General features: G+C 63.9%; 19 protein-coding genes. 8 read left to right on the top strand and 11 right to left on the bottom strand.

Annotation, left to right across the window (positions count from 1 at the left end; all coding sequences use genetic code 11):
* Nucleotides 1-3: 3 nt before the first annotated feature.
* The 11 genes from HX824_RS17490 to tagH are packed head-to-tail and all read right to left on the bottom strand — an operon-like array spanning nt 4 to nt 16,004.
* Nucleotides 4-1,716, bottom strand: a complete 1,713-nt coding sequence (locus HX824_RS17490; protein ID WP_003213313.1) for an SUMF1/EgtB/PvdO family nonheme iron enzyme — start codon at nt 1,714-1,716, stop codon at nt 4-6.
* A complete protein-coding gene (locus HX824_RS17485) occupies nt 1,709-2,893 on the bottom strand; it encodes an ABC transporter permease (RefSeq protein ID WP_177054878.1) in 1,185 nt (394 codons plus the stop codon). Before HX824_RS17485 ends, HX824_RS17490 begins: the two co-directional genes overlap by 8 nt.
* The gene (locus tag HX824_RS17480; protein ID WP_177054877.1) at nt 2,893-3,597 is read right to left on the bottom strand and encodes an ABC transporter ATP-binding protein; all 705 of its coding nucleotides are present in this window, start codon (nt 3,595-3,597) and stop codon (nt 2,893-2,895) included. Before HX824_RS17480 ends, HX824_RS17485 begins: the two co-directional genes overlap by 1 nt.
* A complete protein-coding gene (locus tag HX824_RS17475; protein WP_177054876.1) occupies nt 3,597-6,605 on the bottom strand; it encodes a serine/threonine-protein kinase in 3,009 nt (1,002 codons plus the stop codon). The genes HX824_RS17480 and HX824_RS17475 overlap by 1 nt, the downstream gene beginning before the upstream one ends.
* Nucleotides 6,602-7,321: a PP2C family serine/threonine-protein phosphatase gene (locus HX824_RS17470; protein WP_003213320.1), complete on the bottom strand. Its 720-nt coding sequence runs from the start codon at nt 7,319-7,321 to the stop codon at nt 6,602-6,604. Before HX824_RS17470 ends, HX824_RS17475 begins: the two co-directional genes overlap by 4 nt.
* A complete protein-coding gene (tagF, locus tag HX824_RS17465; protein ID WP_102370167.1) occupies nt 7,322-7,975 on the bottom strand; it encodes a type VI secretion system-associated protein TagF in 654 nt (217 codons plus the stop codon).
* Nucleotides 7,972-11,472 carry a type VI secretion system membrane subunit TssM gene (gene tssM, locus HX824_RS17460; RefSeq protein WP_177028065.1) on the bottom strand — a complete coding sequence of 1,167 codons (3,501 nt, stop codon included), beginning with the start codon at nt 11,470-11,472 and terminating at the stop codon, nt 7,972-7,974. Before tssM ends, tagF begins: the two co-directional genes overlap by 4 nt.
* Nucleotides 11,469-12,758, bottom strand: coding sequence for a DotU family type VI secretion system protein (locus tag HX824_RS17455; protein WP_177041039.1), 1,290 nt, complete (start codon nt 12,756-12,758; stop codon nt 11,469-11,471). Before HX824_RS17455 ends, tssM begins: the two co-directional genes overlap by 4 nt.
* 6 nt (nt 12,759-12,764) lie before the next feature.
* Nucleotides 12,765-14,099 carry a type VI secretion system baseplate subunit TssK gene (gene tssK, locus HX824_RS17450; RefSeq protein WP_177054875.1) on the bottom strand — a complete coding sequence of 445 codons (1,335 nt, stop codon included), beginning with the start codon at nt 14,097-14,099 and terminating at the stop codon, nt 12,765-12,767.
* A gap of 14 nt (nt 14,100-14,113) precedes the next feature.
* A complete protein-coding gene (gene tssJ, locus HX824_RS17445) occupies nt 14,114-14,620 on the bottom strand; it encodes a type VI secretion system lipoprotein TssJ (protein WP_003213332.1) in 507 nt (168 codons plus the stop codon).
* Between the two features lie 52 nt (nt 14,621-14,672).
* Nucleotides 14,673-16,004: a type VI secretion system-associated FHA domain protein TagH gene (gene tagH, locus HX824_RS17440; protein WP_023659289.1), complete on the bottom strand. Its 1,332-nt coding sequence runs from the start codon at nt 16,002-16,004 to the stop codon at nt 14,673-14,675.
* Nucleotides 16,005-16,407: 403 nt separating this feature from the next.
* Between tagH and tssA the strand changes: the two genes are divergently transcribed.
* From tssA to tssH, 8 genes are all read left to right on the top strand, one after another.
* Nucleotides 16,408-17,427: a type VI secretion system protein TssA gene (gene tssA, locus HX824_RS17435; protein WP_102604055.1), complete on the top strand. Its 1,020-nt coding sequence runs from the start codon at nt 16,408-16,410 to the stop codon at nt 17,425-17,427.
* Nucleotides 17,428-17,481: 54 nt separating this feature from the next.
* Nucleotides 17,482-17,988, top strand: coding sequence for a type VI secretion system contractile sheath small subunit (tssB, locus tag HX824_RS17430; RefSeq protein WP_003213340.1), 507 nt, complete (start codon nt 17,482-17,484; stop codon nt 17,986-17,988).
* 2 nt (nt 17,989-17,990) lie between these two features.
* Nucleotides 17,991-19,487, top strand: a complete 1,497-nt coding sequence (gene tssC / locus HX824_RS17425; protein WP_003213343.1) for a type VI secretion system contractile sheath large subunit — start codon at nt 17,991-17,993, stop codon at nt 19,485-19,487.
* 153 nt (nt 19,488-19,640) lie between these two features.
* Nucleotides 19,641-20,129 carry a type VI secretion system tube protein Hcp gene (locus tag HX824_RS17420; protein WP_003213345.1) on the top strand — a complete coding sequence of 163 codons (489 nt, stop codon included), beginning with the start codon at nt 19,641-19,643 and terminating at the stop codon, nt 20,127-20,129.
* A gap of 78 nt (nt 20,130-20,207) precedes the next feature.
* Nucleotides 20,208-20,723 (top strand): type VI secretion system baseplate subunit TssE, encoded by a 516-nt coding sequence (tssE, locus tag HX824_RS17415; protein WP_003213348.1) that lies wholly within the window; start codon nt 20,208-20,210, stop codon nt 20,721-20,723.
* On the top strand, nt 20,720-22,579 hold the full coding sequence (tssF, locus tag HX824_RS17410; protein WP_177054874.1) for a type VI secretion system baseplate subunit TssF: 1,860 nt from the start codon (nt 20,720-20,722) through the stop codon (nt 22,577-22,579). The genes tssE and tssF overlap by 4 nt, the downstream gene beginning before the upstream one ends.
* Entirely contained in the window at nt 22,543-23,586 is a 1,044-nt protein-coding gene (gene tssG / locus HX824_RS17405) for a type VI secretion system baseplate subunit TssG (RefSeq protein ID WP_177020303.1), read from the top strand. The genes tssF and tssG overlap by 37 nt, the downstream gene beginning before the upstream one ends.
* Nucleotides 23,579-26,236 (top strand): type VI secretion system ATPase TssH, encoded by a 2,658-nt coding sequence (tssH, locus tag HX824_RS17400; RefSeq protein ID WP_177054873.1) that lies wholly within the window; start codon nt 23,579-23,581, stop codon nt 26,234-26,236. The genes tssG and tssH overlap by 8 nt, the downstream gene beginning before the upstream one ends.
* Nucleotides 26,237-26,267: the final 31 nt, after the last annotated feature.

Raw genomic sequence — 26,267 nt, 5'->3', positions numbered from 1 at the left:
CGGTCAAGACCGCTGACCGCTCGCTGCGAGCAATTCCTTCAAAATCGTCGCCGGGTCGGCCCGCTGTTGCTTGCGGTAGTTGCCCACATGGCGAACGAATAACGTCGCACGCGTCACCAGGCTCTTGCCCAGTACCGGCTTGCGATCCAACTCTTCCTTGATCCGTTGAAACTGCGCCTGGATCACCGCATCGGTGTAGCGCGTGCCGGTGGCCAGGTTGTCGATGTAGATCGCCACCGCGCCGTCCAGCGCACTGCGCCCATTGGTGATCGCCGTGGCGAACAACTGCGCGCTGGCCTCGTCCTTGGCGTCGATGGCCTGCTGGCGGCTCTTCTGCAAATTGATCAGGCGGATGTTGTAGTTGTTGATGGTCTCGGCCACCAGGGCCGCGGACTGAATCAGGTTGCCGGCCGCTTCTTCGCGCTGCTGGGCGATCAGCGAGACGTTGCGCTTGAGCTCTTCGTTGACCAGGCCGAGCTCCGCTTGCAGGCGCGGGTCGACGCTGGCGGCGATGATGCTGTCCAGGCGCTTGGTCGGGTCCTGGGCGTCGTCGATGGCATCGGTCAGCGAGGCCAGGCGACCTTCCTTCTGCCACTGGGCGAACAATTCCTTGTAGCGCGAACGCGGTGCCGACAAGGCGCCAATCGCCACGCGAAAGCCGGTGGTCTCGTTGCTTTGTTCGGTACCGTCGGCGGCGAACAACGGGTACTCGCGGCGCATGCCGGTGAACAGCGTGCCCTCGCCTTCCAGATAATTACCGCCCTTGACCACAAAGCCGCCGTAGGTGCCCTGACGACGCCCGGCGTGCACCAGTTGGAAGGATTCCTGGACCATTTCCGCTGCGTTGCCGATCACATCGAACATGCCGATCGGGTTGGGCAGCTTGGTGCCGATGGGCATCAGCCGTGCGGCCTGGCCGGTGCCACCGGCGACCTGATTGAACACCGCATAATCGGCGAGGGGGCCGTCGCTTTCGCTGCCCTCGGTACGCCGTGGAAACAGCCGGCCTTCCAGGTCCTGACGGCTGACCGCCTGGCCACCGCGCGCGGCAAACTCCCACTCCACTTCAGTAGGCAGGCGCACAAAGCCCAGGCCGCCGTCGTCCGCCGAAGCACCGCGACCACTCACCGGCAGCAGCTCGCGGTGATATTTCATCAACCAGGCGCTGTACACCGCCGAGAAACGTTCGGCTTCAAAGCGCGACAGCTTGACCTTCGGCAAGCGCGCCGCCATCCCGGTAGGTACATCGCACGCCGGGGCGGGTTCGCCACTGGCCAGGGATTGCGCCTGGGACATGACCTGCGCATATTGCCGCGCAGTGACTTCGTACTTGCCGATGAAGTACAGCATCGGCTTGAGCGGGGTCTTGGCGTCGGTCTTCGGCATCAGCGGCGCAATGACCTTGTTCCAGTCCTTGGGCAGGTCCTTGAGGGTGAACTGGCCGTTGATGAAGTCGCGGCGATAACCGGAAATGAACGACTGCTGATAGCCCGCTTCACCTTCGCTGAACGGGTAGCCGAGGCTGATCTCGCGGTCATCCAGGGTGCCCTGGGCCAGCACGTAGGCATAGCGGAACACCATGTTGCCTTCGCAGGGCAGCGGCAGGCTGACGTCGTCCGGCAACGGCTTGGGGTTGTCCAGCTTGTCGCTCGCCTCATCGGCCCAGGCCACACAGGACAGGGTCAGCGCCATGGCGGCGCCCAGTAACTTATACATCTCTGATTCCTTCAGAAGCCTGGATACGCGCCACACGCCAACCACCACACGCCGCCGCCACGGCGCTGACGCCGAGGACAGCTGCCAGGGCCAGGCCGTAGTGACGCGCCAGCAGGTGACTGGCGTGTTCGCCCGGCACCTGCACGAATAATTGGTTCAGGCCGGACTCTGCCAAGCCATATAAAAGCCCACTCAATACAGCGGCAAACCCCGCGCTGTAGAGCGCCTGCAACACCACAAACAGCAACAACCCGGCGGTGGAAAACCCCAACAACCGCAATACCGACAGCTCCCGGCGCTTGCGTGCAACCGACGCCAGCGCCCCGGCAAAGATCGCGGCAAACGCGCCCGCCAACGCCAGCCCGGCGATGATCCAGAACACGATCGACAGGTTGCGGCTCAACGACTGCACCTGAGCGATGGTCTGGGCCTGGGTCGACACCAACAGATTCTGCCCGGCGAAATACACCCGCAGCGGCTCCACATCCACCAGGCGCCGCGCATACAAACGGAACGCCGGGTATACCCGTTGCTCGCTGACGCCCACCGCATCGCCGTCCCAGCCAAACGCCGGCACCGCGCGGCCATCGCGATAATCTTCCGCTGCTTCCAGCAAGCCCAAGGGTGCAAACAATCCATCCCGGGCGAAGGCTTCCAGCGGCGCTACCTGCAGCACTTGAACCCGCAGGCGTTGCGACTCGATGCGCCCCGCCACCTGGCGCCCAAAACTCGCCTCCAGCCAATCCCCGGCCTTTGCCCCGAGCTTTTCGGCAGCGGTGTGGCTCAGCACGACCTGATCCAGGCCCTTGGGCATCGGCAGGCCGGCCAGCAATGGGTCGTTGGCGGCGGTCGGCAGCATCTCCACCGTCACCGCCTCCAACTGCGCCGTCGCCGCAATCTGCCGGGTGCGCGGCAAAGCGAACGCCACGTCGCTGCGCTGGCGGAGCTGCTCGACAAATTCACTGCTGAATCGACCACCGCCCAACGGAATAATTTCCCGGGTGGCCGGGTCGTTCTCCAAACGTTCGGTCAAACTGCTAACCAGTCCAAATTTCAGGCCGAACAACACCAGCAACGGCGCGATCACCGCCACCAGCGCCAGCACCGAACACACCGACAGCCACGCATCGTTGCGGTAATCCTGCCAGGCCAGGGAAGTCACCAGGGCGATACGCATCAGCACGCCTCCCCAAGGGTGGCGGTGACGCCGCCGTCGGCGTCGCGACGGCAACTGATGCGCCGCACCTGCAAGCCGCTGGCCCGGGCCAGGGGTTCATCATGGGTGGCGATCACGCAGCACGCGCCGTTATGCCGGGCCTGGGCCAACAGCGCCTGCATCACCCGCTCGGCGTTCAACGGGTCGAGCGCAGCGGTGGGCTCATCCGCCAGCAACAGCTGCGGACCGTGGGCCAGGGCTCTTGCGCAACTGACCCGCTGACGCTGGCCGACGGACAACGCCGCCGGCTTCTTGTCCAACTGATCAGTGATTTCCAACTGCTCGGCCAACCGCGTCACGCTGCCGTCGTCTTTCAAACCCAGGAGTTGCCGCGACAACGCAATGTTGCCGCGCACATCGAGAAAACCCAGCAGGCCACCGGTTTGCAGCACATAACCCAGGTGCCGACTACGCAGGTCCGCCAGCGCGCTTTGCTGATCACTACGCCAAAGCCCGGCAATGTCGACGCGGTTGAAATCGAACTGCCCCACCTGATCCGGCGCCAACACCAGCGCGAGCAAATCCAGCAAGGTGCTCTTGCCACAGCCACTCGGCCCGACCACCGCCAACTGTTCACCCGCACGCAGTTGCAAGCCCGGTATCACCAGGCTGTAGCGCTGGGCACCAACGCCCCGGCTCTTGTGCACTGCGCTCAAGTTCAGCATTACGGCAGCGTCGACAGCGGCACGCGGTACAACGCATCACCCGGCTCGGCATCGCCGAAACGGACCCAGTTGGCCACATCGTTATGGAAGGTTTCGTAGAGGCGGATCTTCGAATCCAGCTCGTCGATAAAGTCTTCCTGCTCGGCCACGCTCAACGACAGCCACAAATCCTGGGTCATGTTCAGCGACTTGCTGCGGTACGGCAGGCCTTCCAGGTATTCGCCAAGGATGCCGCCGTCCGCCAGGTTGCCGCCTTTTTTCAAGGCCTGTGGATCGCGGCTCATATAGGCCGAGGCGCTGGCGATTTCCTGGAAGAAATCCTTCGGTGAGGTCTGGGTTTTGCGCGCCGCGTCGACGATCAGTTTCAAGGATTGCTGCAAATCGTTGAGCTGCAATTTGGTCAACATCACGCACACCTGGAAGGCCGGCAGCGCGGTGTTGGTCAGGTCGCGGTCGGCGGTCCAGGCACTCACCAGTTGCGGCGCCTGGCTCGCGGTTTTGCGGCCGAGGAAATCCATGTGCATCGCGTAACCGACGGCGGCGGATTTGTCCGCCAGGGTCGGCGCGGCACTGAGCAGCGGCACCGGCTGCGGCGTGTTGCTGCGCACCTGATGCACCAGGTTGGCGAACACCGTGCCGATCTCGTCGACCCGCTCGCCGAACTTGCGTACATCGCCACCGGGCACCGGCGTGTACAGGTCGCCGATCTGCGGGTTGGCGTCGGCGGTCAGGGTGCGGTACTGGGTTTCGGCGCCGCTGTGGGTTTTCTTCCCGGCGTCGGTGCGCAGGTGCAAGGCGTAGATCTTGATCTGCTTGCCCAATGCAGCCTGGCGTACTTCGGCTTCGTTCATCTGGGTGGTGGCGAACGGGTCGTTCTTGCGCAGCGCACCGGCGTCGGTCACCAGCAGGATCAAGCGCCCGCCGTAGCCGGACCAGTCCATGCCTTCCACCGCCTGCATGACACCGGCGAACGCGTCTTCGTTGAACGAGTGGCTGGACACCGTCGACGCTTTGACCTGCCGCGCCATGTCGAGGAAGCGCTGCGGGTCGCGCCCTTGGTCGAGGGTGATCAGGGTCTTGGCCACATACTCCAGGCCGGGGGTTTTCTTGATGCTGTTGCGAAAACCCACCAGGCCAAAGCTCACGCTGTCCAGTTCGCCACGCTCGGCGATGCGGGTTTGCAGCTCGTGGACCACGTCGCGAACCTGGTCGATGTAGGGCTGCATCGACACCGTGGTGTCGACCACCAGCACCACCGCAGTGCGGAAGGCATCGGCGCTGGCGTCGGTCACCGGCGTTCGAGCGACAGCCTTGGCGATGACATCAGGTGTGCTGCCAGGGTCGATGGAGGCGACGTTGAGCAGCTGCACCGGCTGGCCGTTTTCGTCGAAGCTCTCCTTGGAGTCGAAGATCGGCAGCAAATAGAACTGGTTCTGCGGGACGGCGCTTGCGGTCGGCTCCAGGGCCAGCACCTGCTGGTTGTCCTCGGTGTTTTTCTGCACCTTGAGCAGCAGGTTTTTCGCCGCTGCGGGATCGGCTAAAAGCTTCTCCACTTCAGCGGACTGACGCAGGAACATCACCGGCGCCCGGCCCGAACGCTCGGTGAACTTGAGCACCAGGCTCTGCTTCCAGTCGCTGGCTTGCGCCGCCGGCAGCCAACCGTCGCTGCGCCCGTCGGTGGCGGCGCCAACCCGCAGCCAGGGGCTGCCGTCGACGTCCTTGCGTTGGTAGACATAGAGCACGGAAAACGCCGGCAAACCTTCGCCAGGCGCCCCGCCCGCTTCGTGGGAAAGCTTGGCGCCAGGCTTGCTCAGTACCCGCTGGAACAGGGTTTTCTTGCCGGCCATCAGCAACGGGCGTTGACCGCCGTCAACCTGCGCCGCTACCGGTTGCGCGGCAGGCGGCGCGATGGTCTTGGCCGCCTCGGCAACCGGCGGCGCGGCGGCTGGCGCGTCATCTTTCAACCACCAGTAACTTGCGCCCGCAATTGCCAGCGCGACCGCCACGGCAACTGCCGCCAACGCCAGCACCGGCCCACGGTTTTGTCCGGACACGGCCGATTGTTGCGTCGGCGTCACCACCGGTTGCCGAACGGGTTGTGGCTGCGGCTTTTCGGTCGGGATTTCGATGGAAACCGGCGTGAGTCCGGCCAGGTCATTGGAGACCGCAACCGGAATCGGCAGGGGCCGAATCAACGTCGCCTCTACCTGCTCCTCCTTCGGCAACTGATCCAACGCCCGCAACAACGCCGCCGCATCCGGGAAGCGTTCCGCCGGGTCTTTGGCCAGCAGCTTGCGCAGCACCTCCTGATAGCGCCCGTGGTGCACCGGCAATTCCGGCAGCGGTTCAGTCAGGTGTGCCAGTGCTGTGGAAAGCGCATCGGTGCCGTTATAAGGCAGCTTGCCCACCAGGATTTCGTAGAGCACCACGCCCAACGCATACAGGTCGGCGCGCCCATCAATCTCCTGGCCCCGGGCCTGCTCCGGGCTCATGTAGCTCGGCGTGCCGACGGCAAATCCGGCCTGGGTGAACTGCGTGCGGTCATCCAGGGACTTGGCGATACCAAAGTCCGACAACACCGCCGTGCCATCCGCGCGGAACAGAATGTTCGCCGGCTTCACATCGCGATGCACCAGACCCTGAGCGTGGGCGTAGCCCAGCGCCGACGCGATCTGGCGGATATACGTCAGCCCCTGCTCCGGCGTCAGTCCCGCGGCGATCCGCTCCTTGAGCGTGCCATTGGGCAGGTATTCCATGGCCATGTAGTACAGCTCACCGACATTGCCGATGTCATGGATGGTCACGGTGTGCGGGTGGGACAGGCGCGCCAGGGTCTTGCCTTCGCGCAGGAAGCGTTCGCAGAAGCTCGGGTCGGCCGCCAGCGCTGCCGCCATGATCTTCAGCGCCACCTTGCGCTCCAGGGACCGCTGGGTCGCCAGGTACACGCTGGCCATGGCGCCAACGCCAATTTCGCCTTCGATGTCGTAGCCGGGAATGATGATGTTCATGTCGACACCTTCACAACGATGGCGGTGATGTTGTCCGGCGCGCCGCGATTGAGCCCCAGGTGCACCAGGCTGCGGACGATTTCGTCCGGCTCGGCATGGCTCAGTACTTCGCGGATCTCGTGGTCTTCGACGGTCTTGTTCAGGCCGTCGCTGCACAGCAGGTAACTGTCGCCGGGGGCGATCAACAGGTCGACCGACGACAACGCCAACTGTGCTTCCACGCCAATCGCGCGGGTGACGATATTCGCCCGTGGATGCACCCGCGCATCGGCTTCGCTGAGCAGGCCGCTGTCCTGCAAGTCCTGCACGTAGCTGTGGTCGCGGGAAATGCTTTCCAGCAGGCCGTCGCGCAGGCGATACAGGCGGCTGTCGCCGGCCCACAGGCACACGCCGCGCAAGCCTCGGGTGGCGAGCAACACCACGGTGCTGCCCATCATGGTCACGCCACGGTGGGCGGTTTCTTCGCGCACCGCGCCGTTGACTCGCAACAGGTCGCTGCGCAACGCCGCCGTGTATTCCTCAAGGGAACGGCCCACGGGAATGCTGCGCAGGCTGTCGACAATCAGGCTGCTGACGTAATCTCCCGCCGCGTGCCCGCCCATGCCGTCGGCCACCACCCATAGGCCGTTTTCCGGCAGGTCGAGGCAAGCGTCTTCATTGACTTGGCGAACCATGCCGACGTGGCTTTTGCTGGCGGATTTGAACGTGGACCGCATCTACACAACACCTTCTTGGCCGAGCAAAAATTGCGCAAAATCGTCGGCAGCAGGCAAGCCCTGACACCGCATTAAACCGGGAGAAATCTGTTGCGAACCACGGCCCCACCACAGGCTCGCGCCTTCGCAGGCCTGTTCGGCAAGCGCAGTCATCCGCGCCTGCGGGTCTGTGGCGTTGACACGCTGCAAGCCCGCAAAGCGACTACCCAAGGTGCGAGGTTGGCAGGCTGGAGCGCCGAGGGATTCGATCCCGCCGCTGAAACCTTCGAAGCTGGCGCCGGCGTCCAGCGTGCTCAGCAACAACTCTTCCACCTGTTCAAACCAGGCGTCCGGGCCGCCAACGACGGAGGCCGGGTCGGTGTCGTGATCCAACAGCGCAGCCACCGTCAGCGGGAAATAGCGCCCCACCCGGTCGATGCTCGGCATCACCACGCCCACCGCCGCGTCCGGCCCGCACACACCCGGCGCCAACACGAAGCGCCACAATGGGCTGACCAGGTAAGCATTCAGCCAGTCAGCCCCGAGGCGGGTCTGGCTGGCGAGCAATCCGGACGCCAGCCAACTGTCCCAAGGGCCGATAAAACTCTGGGGCAGCGCGCGGCTGACAAAGTCGCCGCGGCACGCCAACTTGCCGTAGAAACCCAGCGTGGTCATAGCCGCTCCGGCAGGCTGAAGCCGTTAAGCACGCGGCTCTTGAACGGGTTGAAGGCACTGTTGGCCCGCAACTCGTAGGAGATGCTCGCGCCGTCGACCCGCAGACGCAGATTGAAGCGGTCCGGCGAATTGCCGGCGGTCAGGTCCGATTGCTCCAGCAGGCGAAACCAGGCCCACGGGCCGTCCAGCGTCACGCCGGAGCGCCCGCTGGCTGACGGCGGCATGATGGAAATGCGCACCACGCCAATGCTGCCGGGATTCGGCCACTGCATCGCGACCGGGCGGCTCGGGCCGTGGTCGTAGCTCAGTTGCTGGCCGTCCAGGTCCAGCAGGAACTGGGTGATGGTCGCGTCCATCGCCACCGGTTTGAGTTCAAAGCGCACGATCGGCTGGGTGCCACCGGCACGGAAAAACGCATCCCGAATGGTCGCCGCGCGCTGGAAGGTTTGCAGCACGCCCGGCGCGATGCCGAGCTTCTGCGCCGCGCCCGGCTGCCAGCGCCAGGTTTGCGTGGAGGTGTCGACGTAAGGTTGCAGGTACTTGCGGAAGTAATTGTCCATCACCCCGCCCACCCCGAAGAACTGGCCGAAGTCATCCAGGGTCGCGTCCCGCGCACTGCCGGGCGACATCGGATAACGCCCGGCCAGGGACTGGCGATACACGTTCACCACTTCGCTGACCCACGCCGCATTCAGCTGGTTGCGCACCCCGCCCATCATGCTGTTGGTGGTGGAGTTGACCACTGACTTGACCATGCCCTGCACCAGCGGCGGCTGGCGTTCGGCATTCAGGCTGACCCGCGTGGCCGCAGCCGCCGCCTGGTTTTTCGCTTCGCCGAGCAACGCATCGCCACTGGCACCAACCATGGCGCTGACCTGCACATACAGCGCATTCATGTCCGCCAGCAGGCCATCGATGGCTGCCGGTTCGCCTTCGTTCTTGCTGACGATGCTGTTGAGTTCGGCGAAGTGCGCCGTCACCGGGTCTTCACTGGCCGCCGGTACATCTGCGGTCGGTTGGTCCTGGCCAAGCAGGCTGCCGAGGCGCTCCTTGAGCTTGTCCACACCACCTTCCACCGGCGCGCCCTTGGCAGCCAGCAGGCGTTCTTCCGCCTGCAGGTCGGTCTCCTTGGAGACTGCCACCAGCAGCTTCTTCAGCGGCGAGGTCGGCCCGGAAATCACCCGCAAAACGTCGGCCGCCTGGGCCACGCTGGTGATCGGCACAAAGTCGATATCCGCCAGCAACGCATCCCACTGGCGTTGATAGTCCTGGAAGTACAGGCGGCGCACATCGGCGGCGAGGCTGACGACGTTTTGTTGGTCGGCCTGCTCGCGGCCCAGTACCCATTGCTCTTCAGCGAGGGTGCCGGTCTGGTTCAGGCTGGCCAGCAGGAAGCCCTGGCGATAACCCTTGGCGGTGAAGAAACCGCTCAACGGTTCGCCCAACGGCTTGCCGCTCTTGCGACTGAACACCAGCGCGGCATCACGGCCCGCCGCTTCGTTGATGCGAAAGTCCGGCACGCCTTCCGGCAGTTTCTGGCGCTTGATGCGGTCGTAGACGCGCTGGGCCACCGGCAGTTGCTGCAGTTGCCGACGCAGGTCGTCGATCAAGCGCGGGTCGAGACGGGCGCTGGGCGGATGCCGCTCGAACAAGGCCTGCAAGTGCCCGATCAATGCCTGGCGTTGGTCCGCCGGCAGGTCGCGCGGCAGGTTGCGGTCCCAATCGAGGGCGATCCAGGCCTTGATGAAGTCCGGGTCGTAATGCTCGCTGTCGGCGAGCATCAGGTAGGCCTTCAAACCTTCGTAGAGGAAGTCGGAATTGCCGCCGCCGTGCAGTTGCTCTTCGATGCGCGTCACCAAACGGGGCGCGAACACGGCGATCAACAGCTTGCGGTAGACGCTGGCGGATTCGGCTTCGAGCATGTCGCCCTGATACAGGCCCAAGCCTTCGGACCAGCTCGGCGAGTCGCCCGCCAGGTTCTTCACCGCATTGAGCAACGGCAATACCGCGAGTACTTCGCGCTGCGCCGGGCTGAGGTTCTGCACGGTCTGGCCCAACGGCGCGACCTTCTGGTCAACCTGGGCGATGTAGGCCTGGTTGGCGCGATAACTCACCCACCACAACGTGCTGACGACCAGTACCAGCGCCACGGTTGCGGCCAGCACACCCCGGGCAATCCACTTGCGACGGCGCTCGACCTTCGGGTTGACGCCCACCAGGCCACGCTCGGCAAACGCCACGGCGGTGAACAGTTTTTCGATGAAGTAACTGCGCCCGGTGCCGGTCTGGCGCGCCAGGTGCTGGCGGTCCAGGTTCATGCTCTGGGCCATGGCGCCGATCAAGCGGTCAATCGGGCTGCCTTCCTGGGTGCCGCTGGTGAAGTACACACCGCGCAGCAAGACGCGCTCTTCAAAGGCGTTGGGTTTGAACACGCCTTCGAGGAAGCCTTGCAGGCAATCCTTCAACGCGCCGAACTGCTGCGGGAAACCGTAGATCAGGTCGCGCCGCGCCGGGTCGCGTTCCTGTTGCAGGCGCTCCACCAGGCGCTCGTTGAGGCGCTGTTCCAGGCCGGCGAACTCGCTTTGCAGATGGGCCAGCGGGCTGTCGCTGTTCTTGCCGTCGTCCAGGGCGAAGGTCATGCCCCACACTTGGGCGCGCTCTTCCTTGCTCAGGTTGTCGAAGAACTCCATGAAGCCCGGCACCAGGTCGAGCTTGGTGAGCATCAGGTAGATCGGGAAGCGCACGCCCAGTTGGGTGTACAGCTCCTGGATGCGCAGGCGGATCGCGGCGGCATGGGCGGCACGCTCGGCGTCGCTGCCCAGCAGCAGGTCCGAGAGGCTGATGGCGATAAACGCACCATCAATCGGGCGCCGGGAACGCTGCTTTTTCAGTAGGTCGAGAAAGCCCAGCCAGGCGGCTTTATCCACCGTGGAGTTGCTGTCCTGGGTGGTGTAGCGGCCAGCGGTGTCGAGCAATACGGCCTGGTCGGTAAACCACCAATCGCAATTGCGCGTACCGCCCACGCCCCGTACCGCACCGGCACCCAACTGCGCCGCCAAGGGAAAGTGCAGCCCGGAATTGACCAGCGCGGTGGTCTTGCCCGAGCCCGGCGGGCCGATGATCACGTACCACGGCAGCTCATACAGGTTGCGGCGCTCGTCACCGCCCAGCTTGGCCTTTTTCAACAGGGCCAGGGCTTCGTCCATGCGCTGGCGCAGGGTCGCCAGCTCTTCGGCGGTGGCGACGCTGGCAGGGTCTGGCGGGGTTTCCGCCGCGAGGCTGCGCATCACTTCGGCGGCCTGGCGCCGGGCCTGGATAATCCGGAATACGCGGTAGGCAATCCACACCGCGAACACCAGGATGATCAGCGCCCAGCGGCGCCCTTCCGGCACCAGCACATCGAGCAACGGGCCCACAAACCAGATGATCAGGCTCAAGGCGATCAGGCCCAGCAGCGGGATCACCCAGCGAATCACAAAACTGAAAAACGCCTTCACTCGACGCCCTCCGCCAATACGGTGATTTCTACCCGGCGATTGCGCGCACGGCCTTCGGCTGTGGCGTTGGTCGCCACCGGCTCGGTGTCGCTGCGGCCTTCGGCGCTGAAGCGTTCCGGCTGGCCGGTCTTGGCCGCGAGAATCTCCAGCACCGACTTGGCCCGCGCCTCGGACAGCGCCCAGTTGGACGGAAAGCGCAGGGTCGCAATCGGACGGTTATCGCTGTGGCCGGTGACCCGCACCTGGCCCTTGACCTTGCGGATGGCGTCGGCAATGCGCAGCATCAGCGGCTGGAAGTCATCGACGATGCTGGAGCTGGCCGAGGCGAACAGTTCATCACCACGGATGGTCACCACGGAGCGGTCGACGGCATCTTCCACGGCTACACGACCGGCCTTGATGTCTTCCACCAGGAAGCCCGCCAGACGCGGTCGCTCGATGATTTTCGGCTGGGCCACCGGACGGTCGATGGCCTGCACCGGGATCTCGCCCAGGGCATGAATATTCTTGAACACCGGCTCGGCATCCGACGCCAGTTTCATCCGCAACCCGAACAGCAACGCCAGCAACAGCGCCACGCCGATGGCCACAGCGATCCACGGCGGCATGAACTGCGCCAGGCGATCACGGGCCACGGTCACGCCGCGCCAATGGGGTGACAGCTCGCGCTCATGCTCGCCACGGGCACTGCGAATCGCCGCAGCGGTACGCTCGCGCAAGGCTTCCAGCTGGCTGCGGCCATCGTTCATCACGCGGTAGCGACCTTCGAAACCCAGGCACAGGCACAGGTACAGCAGTTCCAGCAGGTACAGGCGTTCCCGCGGGCTTTGCAGGCAGTGATCCAGCAGTTGGAAGACCTTTTCGCCGCCCCAGGCCTCGTTGTGCACGGTGATCAGCAGGCTCTGCTTGCCCCAGTCACTGGCGCTGCCCCACGGCGTACTCAGCACGGCTTCATCGAGGGCGGTGCACAGCGCATAACGCGCCAGCAGCACATCGTTGCGGGCCACGCCGGCCGCCTCGGCACGTTCTTCGAACTGGCGCAGGTAAGCCAGCAACTGCGCACGCAGGCTCGCTGGCGCAGGGTGCGAGATCGTGTTGCGCAGGCGCGTCAGCAGCGACAACAACGGGCCGGCGGCGCTTTCCAGCGGGTTCAGGCCCTGGGCCTTGCCGGTCAGGATCGGCGCAGCGGGCATCGACAGCGGCGCCGGCTCTGCGCGAACAGGCTCCGGCGCGCGGCCACCGGGACGCGGCATGAACTGGGTGCGGTCATCGTCATTCGGATGCATCGCGGATTACCCTCGGATGGCCCAGAAAGCCAGGTTCAACCCCGGGAACTGGCCGGCGATGTGGAACGCAAAGCCACCGGAATTACCCAGTTGCTGCCAGTGCTCGCTGCCCCGGTCCAGCTCGTAGTAGGTGGAGCCTGCGTGGTACGGAATCTGCCGTGGCGCCACCGGCAGCGGCAGCAGGCCGATGCCCGGCAGTTGCAGGTTGACCAGGTCGCGGATGTGTTCCACCGAGCCGACTTTGCTTTGCTGGCCGAAGCGTGCGCGCAGGGTTTCGCCCGGCACATCGGCGCGCACCACCAGGATGAAACTGGCGCTGTCGATCAGGGTTTTGTCGGCCAGCATCGCCACGTGCACGCCGTAGGCTTTCTCGACAATCGGGATCGGCGTGGCCTTGCTGTCGATCAGCATCGACAGCGCCTCGCGCAGGGCCTGCATCACCGGGGTGAAGCTCAAGGCCAGGTCGTCATGCTGGTATTGCGGGTATTCGTGGGGGCGGCGACCCGTGGTGGAGAAGGTCGAGAACTCGCCGGCCAGGCTCACCAGCTCACTGAAGAAACGCTCCGGGTGCAGCGGGCTCAACTGACTCAGGTGCTGGATCAGCGGCTGGGCGCGGTTGACCAGTTGCAGCAGCATGAAGTCGGCAATCTCCGAAGCACCACCGGCGCCCGAAGCCACCACGCGCCCGGCCAACGCTTCGCCGCGCTGGTGCAGCAGGCCCAGCAGTTCGCTGCGAAACGCGGTCAGCGGTTTGCTGGCCGTCACGTCGAGGACCGGCGGGATGTAGCTCTCGTCCAGCACCAGGGCGCGGTCGGCGCGTTTTTCCTTGATGCGCACCAGGCCAATGGCCGCGTAATCGCTGATGCCATCCTGGGCGGTCAACAGGCGCAAGGCGCGGGAGCCGACCGCCACCGGCGCACGGTTTTCGAAGGGCGAGTTGTCGTCGCGCACTTCACGCACCTGGCTGACATAGCGCGCGGCTTCCAGGGCCTCGCCTTCGTCGACGGTGTCGCGGGCGCCGGCACGCTTGAGGGGCAACGCCAGGTACACCAGGCCATCGCGCAAGTTGTCGTCGATATTCAGCGGGCTCGGCGCCAGGTCGTCCTGGGGGATATTGAACGGCGTGCCATCCGGTAACAGGCCACGTGCCGAGACGATCGCCAGCTTGCCCTGGGCCAGCAGGCCCTGGTCGATCAACAGTTCGGAAAAGCCCCAGGCCCCCGCCGACAACGGGCGGCTGCGCGCATCGATCAGGTTTTCCAGGTAACGGTCATGCTGCTGGAAGTGCTGCGTTCCGATGAACATGCCTTCCGACCAGACCACGCGATTGTTCCAGGACATGGGGGCTCCGATTCTTATTGGGCAGGGCTGGATGGGGGAACCACGACGTCGGCACGCACGGCATGCACATCGAGGCTGATCTGGTATTCGGTGTATTGGCGTGCCGGCACGTTGAGCACCGTGCGCCACTCGGCGCGGTCCAGTTCGCGATAGCCCACCAGCAGGCCGATCTGGCGGGTGGACGGGTCGAGGTCGCGCTGGATGCTCAATTGCTGGCCGGGCAGGATCACCACTTCGTCCTGGTCGAGCAGGTCGAGGCCGAGGGTCGACTGTGCGCGATCGGCCAGGGCGAAGTAGTCGGAACGGCTGAAGGTGGCGGCGTTTTTCAGTTCGAAAATCCGCACCCGTACCGGGGCTGCCTGGCCATTGGCGCCGGGGTTGAGCCCGGCGATGGCATGGAAATGCAGCTCGACGGCGGCGGTGTCTGCCTCAGCTTCGGCGGCCTCGGGCTTGGCCGCATCCTTGGCACACGCCGTCAGCAGAAGCGCGGTGGCGACTGCGAGTAAAAACCTGGGAATCATCCTGCGTCCTCAATGACGTACTTAGCTATCCGTTGTTCCATGTACTGCGTTGTTAGTGACGCTGTCGGCTGCTGTGCGCTTCGTAGGCACGGCTGAATTCACGCCCGAACAGGTCCTGGAAATCTTCCTGGGCCTCGCGGGAAATATTGCTGTAGAGCTCGGTGAACTGCTGCCAGTACTGGGCCTGGCGCGAGCCGTTGAAAATGCTCGACAGCCCGCCGGGCTTGCCCATGCGCTCTTCGAGCTGCGCCGGTTCAAAGCGCGTCAGCAGGTGCTTGATGGCGGCTTCGACCCCGGCCATGACGGCCAGTTGGTGGGCGCGCAGATCGTCGAAACTGTCGCGCACGGCCAAGTCCGGCGCCATAAACGCCTGATTGCTGTGGCGTAGGAGCAGCAGTAGCGCTTCATCGGCATTCGGGGCGAATTTCAACGGATTGTTTTCCACCGGTTGAATTACCGTCTGCTGCATGCGGAACTCGCCCTTGAGGCTGCTGCGGGCACGCAACACGTCGATCAGGCCTTCGACCATCAGCCGGTAACTGCGGCCGATGCTTTCCATCTGGGCTTCGGCCTGGGCCTTGTCCAGGCGCAACTGATCGAGGCCCGCACCACGCAGGAAGGCTTGCAACAGGTCGGGCTGGCTGGCATCAGCCACCGGGAGCGGGCGCTCGACCTTGGGCGGCTCGATGACCGGCGGCTGTGGCGGTGTTGGCGGCGGCGGTGCAACAGGCCTGGGTGCCGGGGCATCGCCGAACAGATCCCAGTCTTCGGGGATTACTGAGCCCGAGACCACCGGCGCAGGCGGCTCAGCCACGGGCAGCGGTGTCGGCGGGCGGAAGTCGTGCTGCTCGGCCGGCACGTGATCGTGCACGGTGGCCGGCGGTACGCTGGTGGGCGCGAGGAAGTCGAACAGGTCCGGCAGGGTGTCCATCGACGAGGCGCCCTGGAACTGCGGCGCGATCACCGGAGGTGGCGTCGGGGCCTTCACGGCGGCGCCCATCAGGGCTTCGAAACTGTTGGAGGCGTCACCGGTGAAAGACGGGGTATCTGTCACTTTCAGGTTGAAATCGATACGCGCCTGGATCTCGTAATCGCCGATGCGGATCAGTTCGCCGTCCTGCAATGGCTCGCTGCTTCCCCGCCGCAAACGAATACCGGCATGCACTAACTCAACTCCATTAGTGCTGTTATCAGTTAAGTAGTAACGACCATCTTTGTACTGAATAACGCAATGTTGCGTGGAAACAAGACGTTCTGGATCAGGCAGTACCCAGTCATTTTCGGAACCGCGGCCAATAGCCATCACTCCTTGGTCCAGGGACTTTTCAGAACACTGGCCAGGGGTAATCTTGTGATAACTAGTGATAGTCAAGCACAGCGACATCTTGCCTCCTTGCTGATACTTCGCGCGCGGCCGTTCCCTGGGAGAAATGCTCCGAGAGATCCACGACAGATCCTTCCAAAACCTTGAAAGCCTGCTTCAACCCGCGTAATTGCTGATCTTAACCGGCCTGTATGACAAAAATCCTGCCTCGGCACCTGCTTCGACTGATCAGTCGCACAAGATGTTAAGCACCGCACATCTGTCATAGAGGGCGAATAGCTTACCTTGACAAGGCATAAGTACTACACCAAAAATGCACAACTTCTTGAACACCAATGATGGCACTTTGAAATCAACATGATGTCAAAGCGCTAAATAAGACCAAGAAAACATGCAAAGTTCCTCGCGCAACTAATGCATGAGTTGCCCGTCATCTAACGGGCTGATAGGGAGATCGAATTTAGTGGATGTGCCTCTGCTGCTCGCCGCCGTTTCCGCGACTTCGCCCTGTGGCGAAGACTTGGAATATGACGCCGATTACTTGCATCTTGAGCGTGCCGCACAGGGTCAACCCGAGCGCAGCATGGGCGACTCGATCCTGCCTGCCGAACCTCCGGAATGGCGCAGCATCCAGCAGCAAAGTCTCGACCTCCTGCAACGCAGCAAAGACCTGCGCATCACCCATTTCCTGTTGCAAGCCGCCCTCGCCCTCCAGGGCATTGCAGGGCTTGCCGACGCACTCGCGCTGATCAACGCGCTGCTGCGCGAATACTGGGCCGACCTGCATCCACGCCTGGATGCCGATGACGACAACGACCCCACCGTGCGCATCAACGCCCTCAGCGGCGTGGCCAGCGACGCGAACATCCGCCTGCTGCGTGAGGCTATCCTCACCCGTTCCCGCACCTTCGGGCCCGTCAGCCTGCGCGCCGCGCTGAATGCCAGCGGGCTGCAGAGTTTCCCCGGCGAAAACCTCGGTGCCGAACAGCTTAACGGCGCATTCCTCGACAGCGATGCCGAGCAACTGCAAACCACCCGCGACGCGCTGAACGCCGCCCGCGACGCCTGTGAGGCCATCGAACAATACGTCAGCGACCAGGTAGGTTCCGCCCAGGGCGTGGACCTCGCCCCCTTGAAGCAACTGCTCAAGCAGGCCGCGCAGATACTTAACCAATACGCCCCACACAGCGGCGCTGCCAGCGAGCCCGAGGTTGTCAGTGACGACAATGCCCCCTCGGTTGAATACGCCGCCGCGCCCGTTGCAGCACGCCCGACCGGCGACATCGCGAGCCGTGATGAAGTGCTGCGCAGCCTCGACAAGATCCTTGCGTACTACACCCGGCACGAGCCTTCGAGCCCGCTGCCGGTGCTGTTGAACCGGGCGAAGAATCTGGTGCACGCCGACTTTGCGGCCATCGTGCGCAACCTGATTCCCGACGGCATGTCCCAATTTGAAAATCTGCGCGGGCCGGACAGCGAATAAGCGTACGGATCGCGCAGTTACAACACCGTCGCTCAAGCGACCAGGAGCAGCAACGTGGCGAAGCAAAGTTCTCAGAAATTCATCGCGCGCAACCGTGCGCCTCGGGTGCAGATCGAGTACGACGTCGAGCTCTACGGCGCCGAGAAAAAGGTCCAGCTGCCCTTCGTCATGGGCGTGATGGCCGATCTCGCCGGCAAGCCCGCCGAACCTCTGGCGCCTGTGGCCGACCGCAAGTTCCTTGAAGTGGACGTCGACAACTTCGACTCGCGCCTCAAGGCCATGCAGCCACGCGTCGCGTTCCACGTGCCCAACGAGCTGACCGGCGAAGGCAACCTGAGCCTGGACATCACCTTCGAAAGCATGGACGACTTCAGCCCCGCCGCTGTGGCGCGCAAGGTCGATTCGCTCAAGCAACTGCTCGAAGCCCGCACCCAGCTGGCCAACCTGCTGACCTACATGGACGGCAAGACCGGCGCTGAAGAAATCATCATGAAGGCGATCAAGGACCCGGCACTGCTTCAGGCACTTGCCAGCGCGCCCAAGCCTGCAGGGGAGCAGTAATCATGACTGACAATACCGCCCGCGAAGGCACCCAGATCCTGGGTACCACCGAAGAAGCCAGCGAGTTCGCGAACTTGCTGCTGCAAGAATTCAAACCCAAGACCGAGCGTGCCCGCGAAGCCGTGGAAACCGCTGTGCGCACCCTGGCCGAGCAGGCTCTGGCCCAGACCGACCTGGTGTCCAACGACGCGATCAAGTCGATCGAATCGATCATCGCCGCCATCGACGCCAAGCTCACCGCCCAGGTCAACCAGATCATCCATCACCAGGATTTCCAGCAGCTGGAAAGCGCCTGGCGTGGCCTGCACTACCTGGTGAACAACACCGAGAGCGATGAGCAGCTGAAGATTCGCGTGCTCAACATCTCCAAGCCGGACCTGCACAAGACCCTGAAGAAATTCAAGGGCACCGCGTGGGACCAGAGCCCGATCTTCAAGAAGATGTACGAAGAAGAATACGGCCAGTTCGGCGGCGAACCCTACGGTTGCCTGGTGGGCGACTACTACTTCGACCAGTCGCCTCCCGACGTGGAGCTGCTGGGGGAGCTGTCGAAAGTCTGCGCCGCCATGCACGCACCGTTCATTGCCGCCGCTTCGCCAACCGTGATGGGCATGGGCTCGTGGCAGGAACTGTCGAACCCGCGCGACCTGACCAAGATCTTCACCACCCCGGAATACGCCGGCTGGCGCTCGCTGCGTGAATCGGAAGACTCGCGCTACATCGGCCTGACCATGCCGCGTTTCCTGGCGCGCCTGCCGTACGGTGCCAAGACCGATCCGGTGGAAGCCTTCGCCTTCGAAGAAAACACCGACGGTGCCGACAGCTCCAAGTACACCTGGGCCAACGCCGCTTACGCGATGGCGGTGAACATCAACCGTTCGTTCAAACACTTCGGCTGGTGCTCGCGCATCCGTGGCGTGGAGTCGGGCGGTGAAGTCGAGAACCTGCCGGCCCACACCTTCCCGACGGATGACGGTGGCGTGGACATGAAGTGCCCGACCGAAATCGCTATCAGCGACCGCCGCGAAGCGGAACTGGCGAAGAACGGTTTCATGCCGCTGCTGCACAAGAAAAACACCGACTTCGCTGCCTTCATCGGCGCCCAGTCGCTGCAGAAACCGGCCGAATACGATGACCCGGACGCCACCGCCAACGCCAACCTGGCCGCGCGCCTGCCGTACCTGTTCGCCACCTGCCGTTTCGCTCACTACTTGAAGTGCATCGTGCGCGACAAGATCGGTTCCTTCAAAGAGAAGGACGAGATGCAGCGCTGGTTGCAGGACTGGATCCTCAACTACGTCGACGGTGACCCGGCGCACTCCACCGAAACCACCAAGGCCCAGCATCCATTGGCTGCCGCCGAAGTGATCGTGGAAGACGTCGAAGGCAACCCGGGGTACTACAACTCCAGGTTCTACCTGCGCCCGCACTACCAGCTCGAAGGGCTGACCGTGTCGCTGCGCCTGGTATCGAAACTGCCTTCGGCGAAAGGCGCGTAACACCGTCGCTCGTTCCCACGCTCCGCGTGGGAATGCCGCCCGGGACGCTCCGCGTCCCAGTGACGCAGAGCGTCACAAGATGCGTTACCACGCAGAGCGTGGGAACGATCAGCGTTAACAAATTCTGTGGCTGAGACCACACAGGGAGAAAACATGGCTGTTGATATTTTCATCAAGATCGGCGACATCAAGGGCGAGTCCATGGACAAGGCCCACAAGGACGAAATCGACGTGTTGAACTGGAGCTGGGGCATGGCCCAGTCCGGCAACATGCACGTGGGCGGTGGCGGCGGTGCGGGCAAGGTGAACATCCAGGACCTGTCGCTGACCAAGTACGTCGACAAGGCCTCGCCCAACCTGATGATGCACTGCGCGAGCGGCAAGCACATCGACAAGGTCACGCTGACCGTGCGCAAGGCCGGCGGTGAAAGCCAGGTCGAGTACATGATCATCAACCTGGAAGAAGTGCTGGTCACCTCCCTGAGCACCGGTGGTTCGGGCAGCGATGACCGCCTGACCGAAAACGTGACCCTGAACTTTGCCCAGGTGATGGTGGACTACCAGCCACAGAAAGCCGACGGCACCAAAGACGGCGGCGCGATCAAGTTTGGCTGGAACATTCGCTCCAACACCAAACGCTGATTGCCCCTGTAGCCGCCACCCCAAGTGGCGGCTGCAAGCCCCCTGTTCCTCTCGCAACCCGTCCGTGGAGCTGCTTTGGTGGTAACTGAAATTGCTTCCCGCGATCGCCTGCAACCGTCCCTGCTGGACCGGTTGACCGACGATGACCCGACCAATCCCAAGGAAAGCGCCGACAAACGCGTGCTGTCCCTGAGCCAATTGAAAGCCTCGGTGCTGCGTGACCTGACGTGGCTGCTCAACACCACTTCACTGCTCAACGCCGATGCCACGCTGCACACGCCTGCCGGTACGTCGGTGGTCAATTACGGGCTGCCGGCGCTGGCGGGCAACAGTGTCTCCAGTGTCGACATCAGCGCCCTGGAAGCCTTGATTCGACAAGCCATCGCCACCTTCGAGCCGCGCATCCTGCGCCACACCTTGCGGGTCAAGGCACGCGTCGGCCACGGTGAGATGAACCACAACGCCCTGAGTTTCGAGATCGAAGGCGACCTGTGGGCGCAGCCGGTGCCGTTGCGCCTGTTGCTGCAAACCGACCTGGACCTGGAGTCCGGCCATGTGCGTGTGGTGAACGCCGACCAGCGGAGACGCCCATGAACCCGCGCTTGCTGGAGCTGTATAACCAGGAACTGCACCACGTGCGCGAAAGCGCCGCCGAGTTCGCCAAGGAATACCCGAAGATTGCCAGTCGGCTGACCCTGTCCGGCATGGACTGCGCCGACCCGTACGTCGAACGCTTGCTCGAAGGCTTTGCGTATCTCACGGCCCGGGTCCAGCTCAAGCTCGACGCCGAGTACCCGACCTTCACCAACAACCTGCTGGAGATCGCCTACCCGTACTACCTGGCGCCGACCCCGTCGATGACCGTGGTGCAGTTGCAGGCCGATCCCGATGAAGGCTCCCTGGCCAGTGGTTTTCCACTGCCCCGCGACACCGTCCTGCGCGCCGCCTTGGGCCGCGAAACCCAGACCTGCTGCGAGTACCGCACCGCGCACCCGGTGACGCTGTGGCCGTTGCAGGTCGCCCAGGCCGAGTACTTCGGCAACCCGTCCGCCGTGCTCGGGCGTTTGGCTGCCAGCGAACCCAAGGCCAAGGCCGGCCTGCGCCTGACCTTGCGTACCGGCGCCGAGCTGCCGTTCAACAGCCTCGCGCTGGATAATTTGCCGCTGTACCTCAGCGGTGCCGACGAACAACCGTTCCGCCTCTACGAACAACTGCTGGGCAATGCCTGCGCGGTGTTCGCGCGCAAGCCCGGCGGTGACTGGGTTGAACGCCTGCCGCCGGATGCCTTGCGCTCCCGGGGTTTCGATGACGCCGATGCGGCGATGCCGGTGGTGCCGCGGGCGTTCCAGGGCTATCGCTTGCTCCAGGAATACTTCGCCCTGCCCCACCGTTTTCTGTTCGTCGAATTCGCTGAACTGAGCCGTGCAGTCAAACGCTGTGACGGCCAGGAGCTGGAACTGATCGTGCTGTTCGACCGCCACGATCCGAGCCTGGAAGGCAGCGTCGGCAAGGCGCAGTTCGTGCCTTTCTGCACCCCGGCAATCAACCTGTTTCCCAAGCGCGTGGACCGGATTCACTTGTCCGAGCGGGTCAACGAACACCATGTGATCGCCGACCGTACGCGGCCGATGGATTTCGAGATTCACTCCTTGAGCGGCATCACGGGCCACGGCACCGGGCCCGAGCAACCGTTTTTGCCGTTCTACGCAGTACGCGATCCATCGCGCTATGGCCGTGACCAGGCTTACTACACAGTGCGTCGCGAACCCCGCGTGTTGTCCAGCGACCAGCGCCGCAACGGGCCGCGCTCCACCTATGTGGGCAGCGAAACCTTCGTCAGCCTGGTGGACACCCAGCAAGCCCCGTACCGCCATGACCTGCGCCAACTGGGCGTGACCGCACTGTGCACTAACCGCGACTTGCCCCTGTTCATGAGCGTGGGCAACGGCAAGACCGACTTCACCCTGGCCGACAGTGCGCCGGTATTGGCCGTGCGCTGCGTCGCCGGGCCAAGCCGCCCGCGCGCCAGCCATGCCCATGACGCCAAGGCCTGGCGCCTGATCAGCCAGTTGTCGTTGAACTACCTGTCGCTGAGCGAGCAAGGCCAGGGCGCCGCCGCGCTGCGTGAACTGCTGCGCCTGTATGGCGACAGCAACGACGCCGCCCTGCAATTGCAGATCGAAGGCCTGCGGGAAGTCAGCAGCAAGGCGGTGACCCGGCGCCTGCCGATGCCCGGCCCGATCGTGTTTGGCCGCGGCCTTGAGATCACTCTGGAATTTGATGAAAACGCGTTCCGCGGCACCGGCGTGTTCCTGCTCGGTGCGGTGTTTGAACGGTTCCTGGCACGCTATGTGTCGATCAACAGTTTTACCGAGACGGTGATCCGTACCACCGAACGCGGCGAGATCATGCGATGGAAAGCCAAGCCCGGACGCCGTCCGACCCTGTGAGTACCCTGGATGCGATGCATCAGGAGCCCTGGGAATATGACTTCTTCCAGGCGCTGCGGCGCATCGAGTGCGAATCGCCGGACCTGCCACGCCTGGGGCACTCCCTGCGCCTGGCGGATGACCCGCTGCGTCTCGGGCAGCAGGCCGATTGCACCTTTGCGCCGGCCACACTGGCCTCGGTCGAACCTGGGGCCGAAGGCCAGCCGGCACGGCTGGAGCAGTTCTTCTTCGGCCTCGGCGGCCCCAACGGCCCGCTGCCGCTGCACATCACCGAGTACGTGCGTGAGCGCCAACGCAACAACGCCGACAGCACCAGCAAGCGCTTCCTGGATGTGTTCCACCATCGCCTGCTGACCCTGTTTTATCGTGCCTGGGCCGAGGCACGGCCGACCGTCAGCCATGACCGCCCGGACGATGACTACTGGTCGGCGCGCCTCGCCGCATTGAGCGGTCGCGGCACCCCGAGCCTGCTCAACCAGGGCCTGATCCCCGACACGGCGAAGCTGCATTACAGCGGCCACCTGTCGGCACAAACCCGCTATCCGGACGGCCTGAAGGCGATTCTCGGCGAGTACTTCGGCCTGCCGGTGGAGATCGAAGAGTACGTCGGCCAATGGCTGGAGCTGCCCGAGCGCAGCCGCGTGAGTGTCAGCGCCAACCAGCTGGGCGTGGACTTTTGCCTGGGCAGCCATGTGTGGGACCGCCAGCATAAATTCCGCATTCGCCTGGGCCCGCTGAAGCTCGATGACTACATGGGCATGCTGCCCGGCAGCCAGCCGTTCAACGAGCTGGTGGCGTGGGTCGCCGAGTACCTGGGCCACGAACTGGACTGGGACCTGAACCTGGTTCTGCAACAACCGGAAGTGCCGGCCCTGCAACTCAACGGCCAGTTCCGCCTGGGCTTCAACACCTGGCTCGGCCAACCCGAGCATGACGCCAACGACCTAATCCTGGCCCGGCATTACGCCGAACACGCCAACACCTCAAGGAATCCAGAGCATGGGTGAAATCAGTCGCGCCGCACTGTTCGGCAAACTCAACAGCGTGGCCTACAAGGCCATCGAAGCCGCCACCGTGTTCTGCAAGCTGCGGGGCAACCCGTACGTGGAACTGGCCCACTGGTTTCACCAGTTGCTGCAACTGCAGGACTCTGACCTGCACCGCATCATTCGACAGTTCAATGTCGAGCCGGCGCGTCTGGCCCGCGACCTGACCGAAGCCCTGGACCGCCTGCCCCGTGGCTCGACGTCGATCACTGACTTGTCGTCCCATGTGGAAGAAGCGGTCGAGCGTGGCTGGGTCTACGGCAGCCTGATGTTTGGTGAAAGCCAGGTACGCACCGGTTACCTGGTGCTGGGAATTCTCAAGACGCCGAGCCTGCGCCATGCGCTGTTGGGCTTGTCCGGTGAGTTCGACAAGATCAAGGCCGAAGCCCTGAGCGAACGCTTTGACGAATACGTCGGCGACTCGCCCGAAAATGCACTGAGTGCCAGCGACGGTTTCAATGCCGGTGCAGTACCGGGCGAAGCCAGCGGCGCCATGGCCCCGAGCGCGATGGGCAAGCAGGAAGCCCTCAAGCGCTTCACCGTCGACCTGACCGAACAGGCCCGTAGCGGCAAGCTCGACCCGATCGTCGGGCGTGACGAAGAGATCCGCCAACTGGTGGACATCCTCATGCGTCGCCGCCAGAACAACCCGATCCTTACCGGTGAAGCCGGCGTCGGCAAGACCGCCGTGGTCGAAGGCTTCGCCCTGCGCATCGTCGCCGGCGACGTACCACCCGCGCTGAAAGATGTGGAACTGCGCAGCCTCGATGTCGGCCTGCTGCAAGCCGGCGCGAGCATGAAAGGCGAGTTCGAACAACGCCTGCGCCAGGTCATCGAAGACGTCCAGGCTTCGCCGAAACCGATCATCCTGTTTATCGACGAAGCCCACACCCTGGTAGGTGCCGGTGGCGCCGCCGGGACCGGTGACGCGGCCAACCTGCTCAAGCCTGCCCTGGCCCGTGGCACCTTGCGTACAGTGGCCGCCACCACCTGGGCCGAGTACAAGAAGCACATCGAAAAAGACCCGGCCCTGACCCGCCGTTTCCAGGTGGTGCAAGTGGCCGAGCCGTCGGAAGACAAGGCGTTGCTGATGATGCGCGGCGTGGCTTCGACCATGGAAAAACACCATCAGGTGCAGATCCTCGACGAAGCGCTGGAAGCGTCAGTGAAGCTGTCCCACCGCTACATTCCGGCGCGTCAATTGCCGGACAAATCCGTGAGCCTGCTGGACACCGCCTGCGCCCGCGTCGCCATCAGCCTGCACGCGGTGCCGGCAGAAGTCGACGACAGCCGCCGCCGTATCGAGGCACTGGAAACCGAGCTGCAAATCATCGCCCGCGAGCACGCGATCGGCATCGCCATCGGTGCGCGCCAGACCAACAGCGAAGCGCTGCTGAGCGCCGAACGCGAGCGCCTGGCCACCCTGGAAAGGCGTTGGGCCGAAGAGAAAACCCTGGTGGATGAGTTGCTCGCCACCCGTGCGACGTTGCGCGAAAAATCCGGTGTCGTGGACAGCGGCGATGACCAATTGCGTGCCCAATTGGTAGACCTGCAACAACGCCTTAGCACCCTGCAAGGTGAAACTCCGCTGATCCTGCCGACCGTGGATTACCAGGCCGTGGCCTCGGTGGTCGCCGACTGGACCGGCATCCCGGTGGGCCGCATGGCCCGCAACGAACTGGAGACGGTGCTCAACCTCGACCAGCACCTGAAGAAACGCATCATCGGCCAGGACCATGCCTTGCAGATGATCGCCAAGCGCATCCAGACCTCCCGCGCCGGCCTCGACAACCCGAGCAAGCCGATTGGCGTGTTCATGCTCGCCGGCACCTCCGGCGTGGGCAAGACCGAAACCGCCCTGGCCCTGGCCGAAGCCATGTACGGCGGTGAGCAGAACGTGATCACCATCAACATGAGCGAGTTCCAGGAAGCCCACACCGTGTCCACCCTCAAGGGTGCGCCACCGGGCTACATCGGCTATGGCGAAGGTGGCGTGCTGACCGAAGCCGTGCGGCGCAAACCCTACAGCGTGGTGCTGCTGGACGAGGTGGAAAAAGCCCACCCGGACGTGCATGAAATCTTCTTCCAGGTGTTCGACAAAGGCGTGATGGAAGACGGCGAAGGCCGGGTGATCGACTTCAAGAACACCTTGATCCTGCTGACCACCAACGCCGGTACCGAGTTGATTTCCCAGGTCTGCAAAGACCCGGCGAACATCCCCGAGCCCGAGGAAATCGCCAAGGCCCTGCGCCAGCCGCTGCTGGAGATTTTCCCGCCGGCGCTGCTCGGCCGCCTGGTGACCATTCCGTACTACCCGCTCAGCGACGAGATGCTCAAGGCAATCACCCGCCTGCAACTCAACCGCATCAAGAAGCGTGTGGAGAACACCCACAAAGTCGCCTTCGATTACGACGACGACGTGGTCGACCTGATCGTGTCCCGCTGCACCGAAACCGAAAGCGGCGGGCGGATGATCGACACCATCCTCACCAACAGCCTGCTGCCGGACATGAGCCGCGAATTCCTCACCCGCATGCTCGAAGGCAAGGCGCTGGCGGGGGTGCGGATCAGCACGCGGGATAACGAATTGCACTACGACTTCAACGATTGACCTGACGGAATGCGATCAAAACTGTGGGAGC

This window comes from Pseudomonas sp. D4002 (assembly GCF_013385665.1).
Taxonomy (GTDB): Bacteria; Pseudomonadota; Gammaproteobacteria; order Pseudomonadales; family Pseudomonadaceae; genus Aquipseudomonas.
This window is presented reverse-complemented; position numbering and strand designations above follow the sequence as displayed.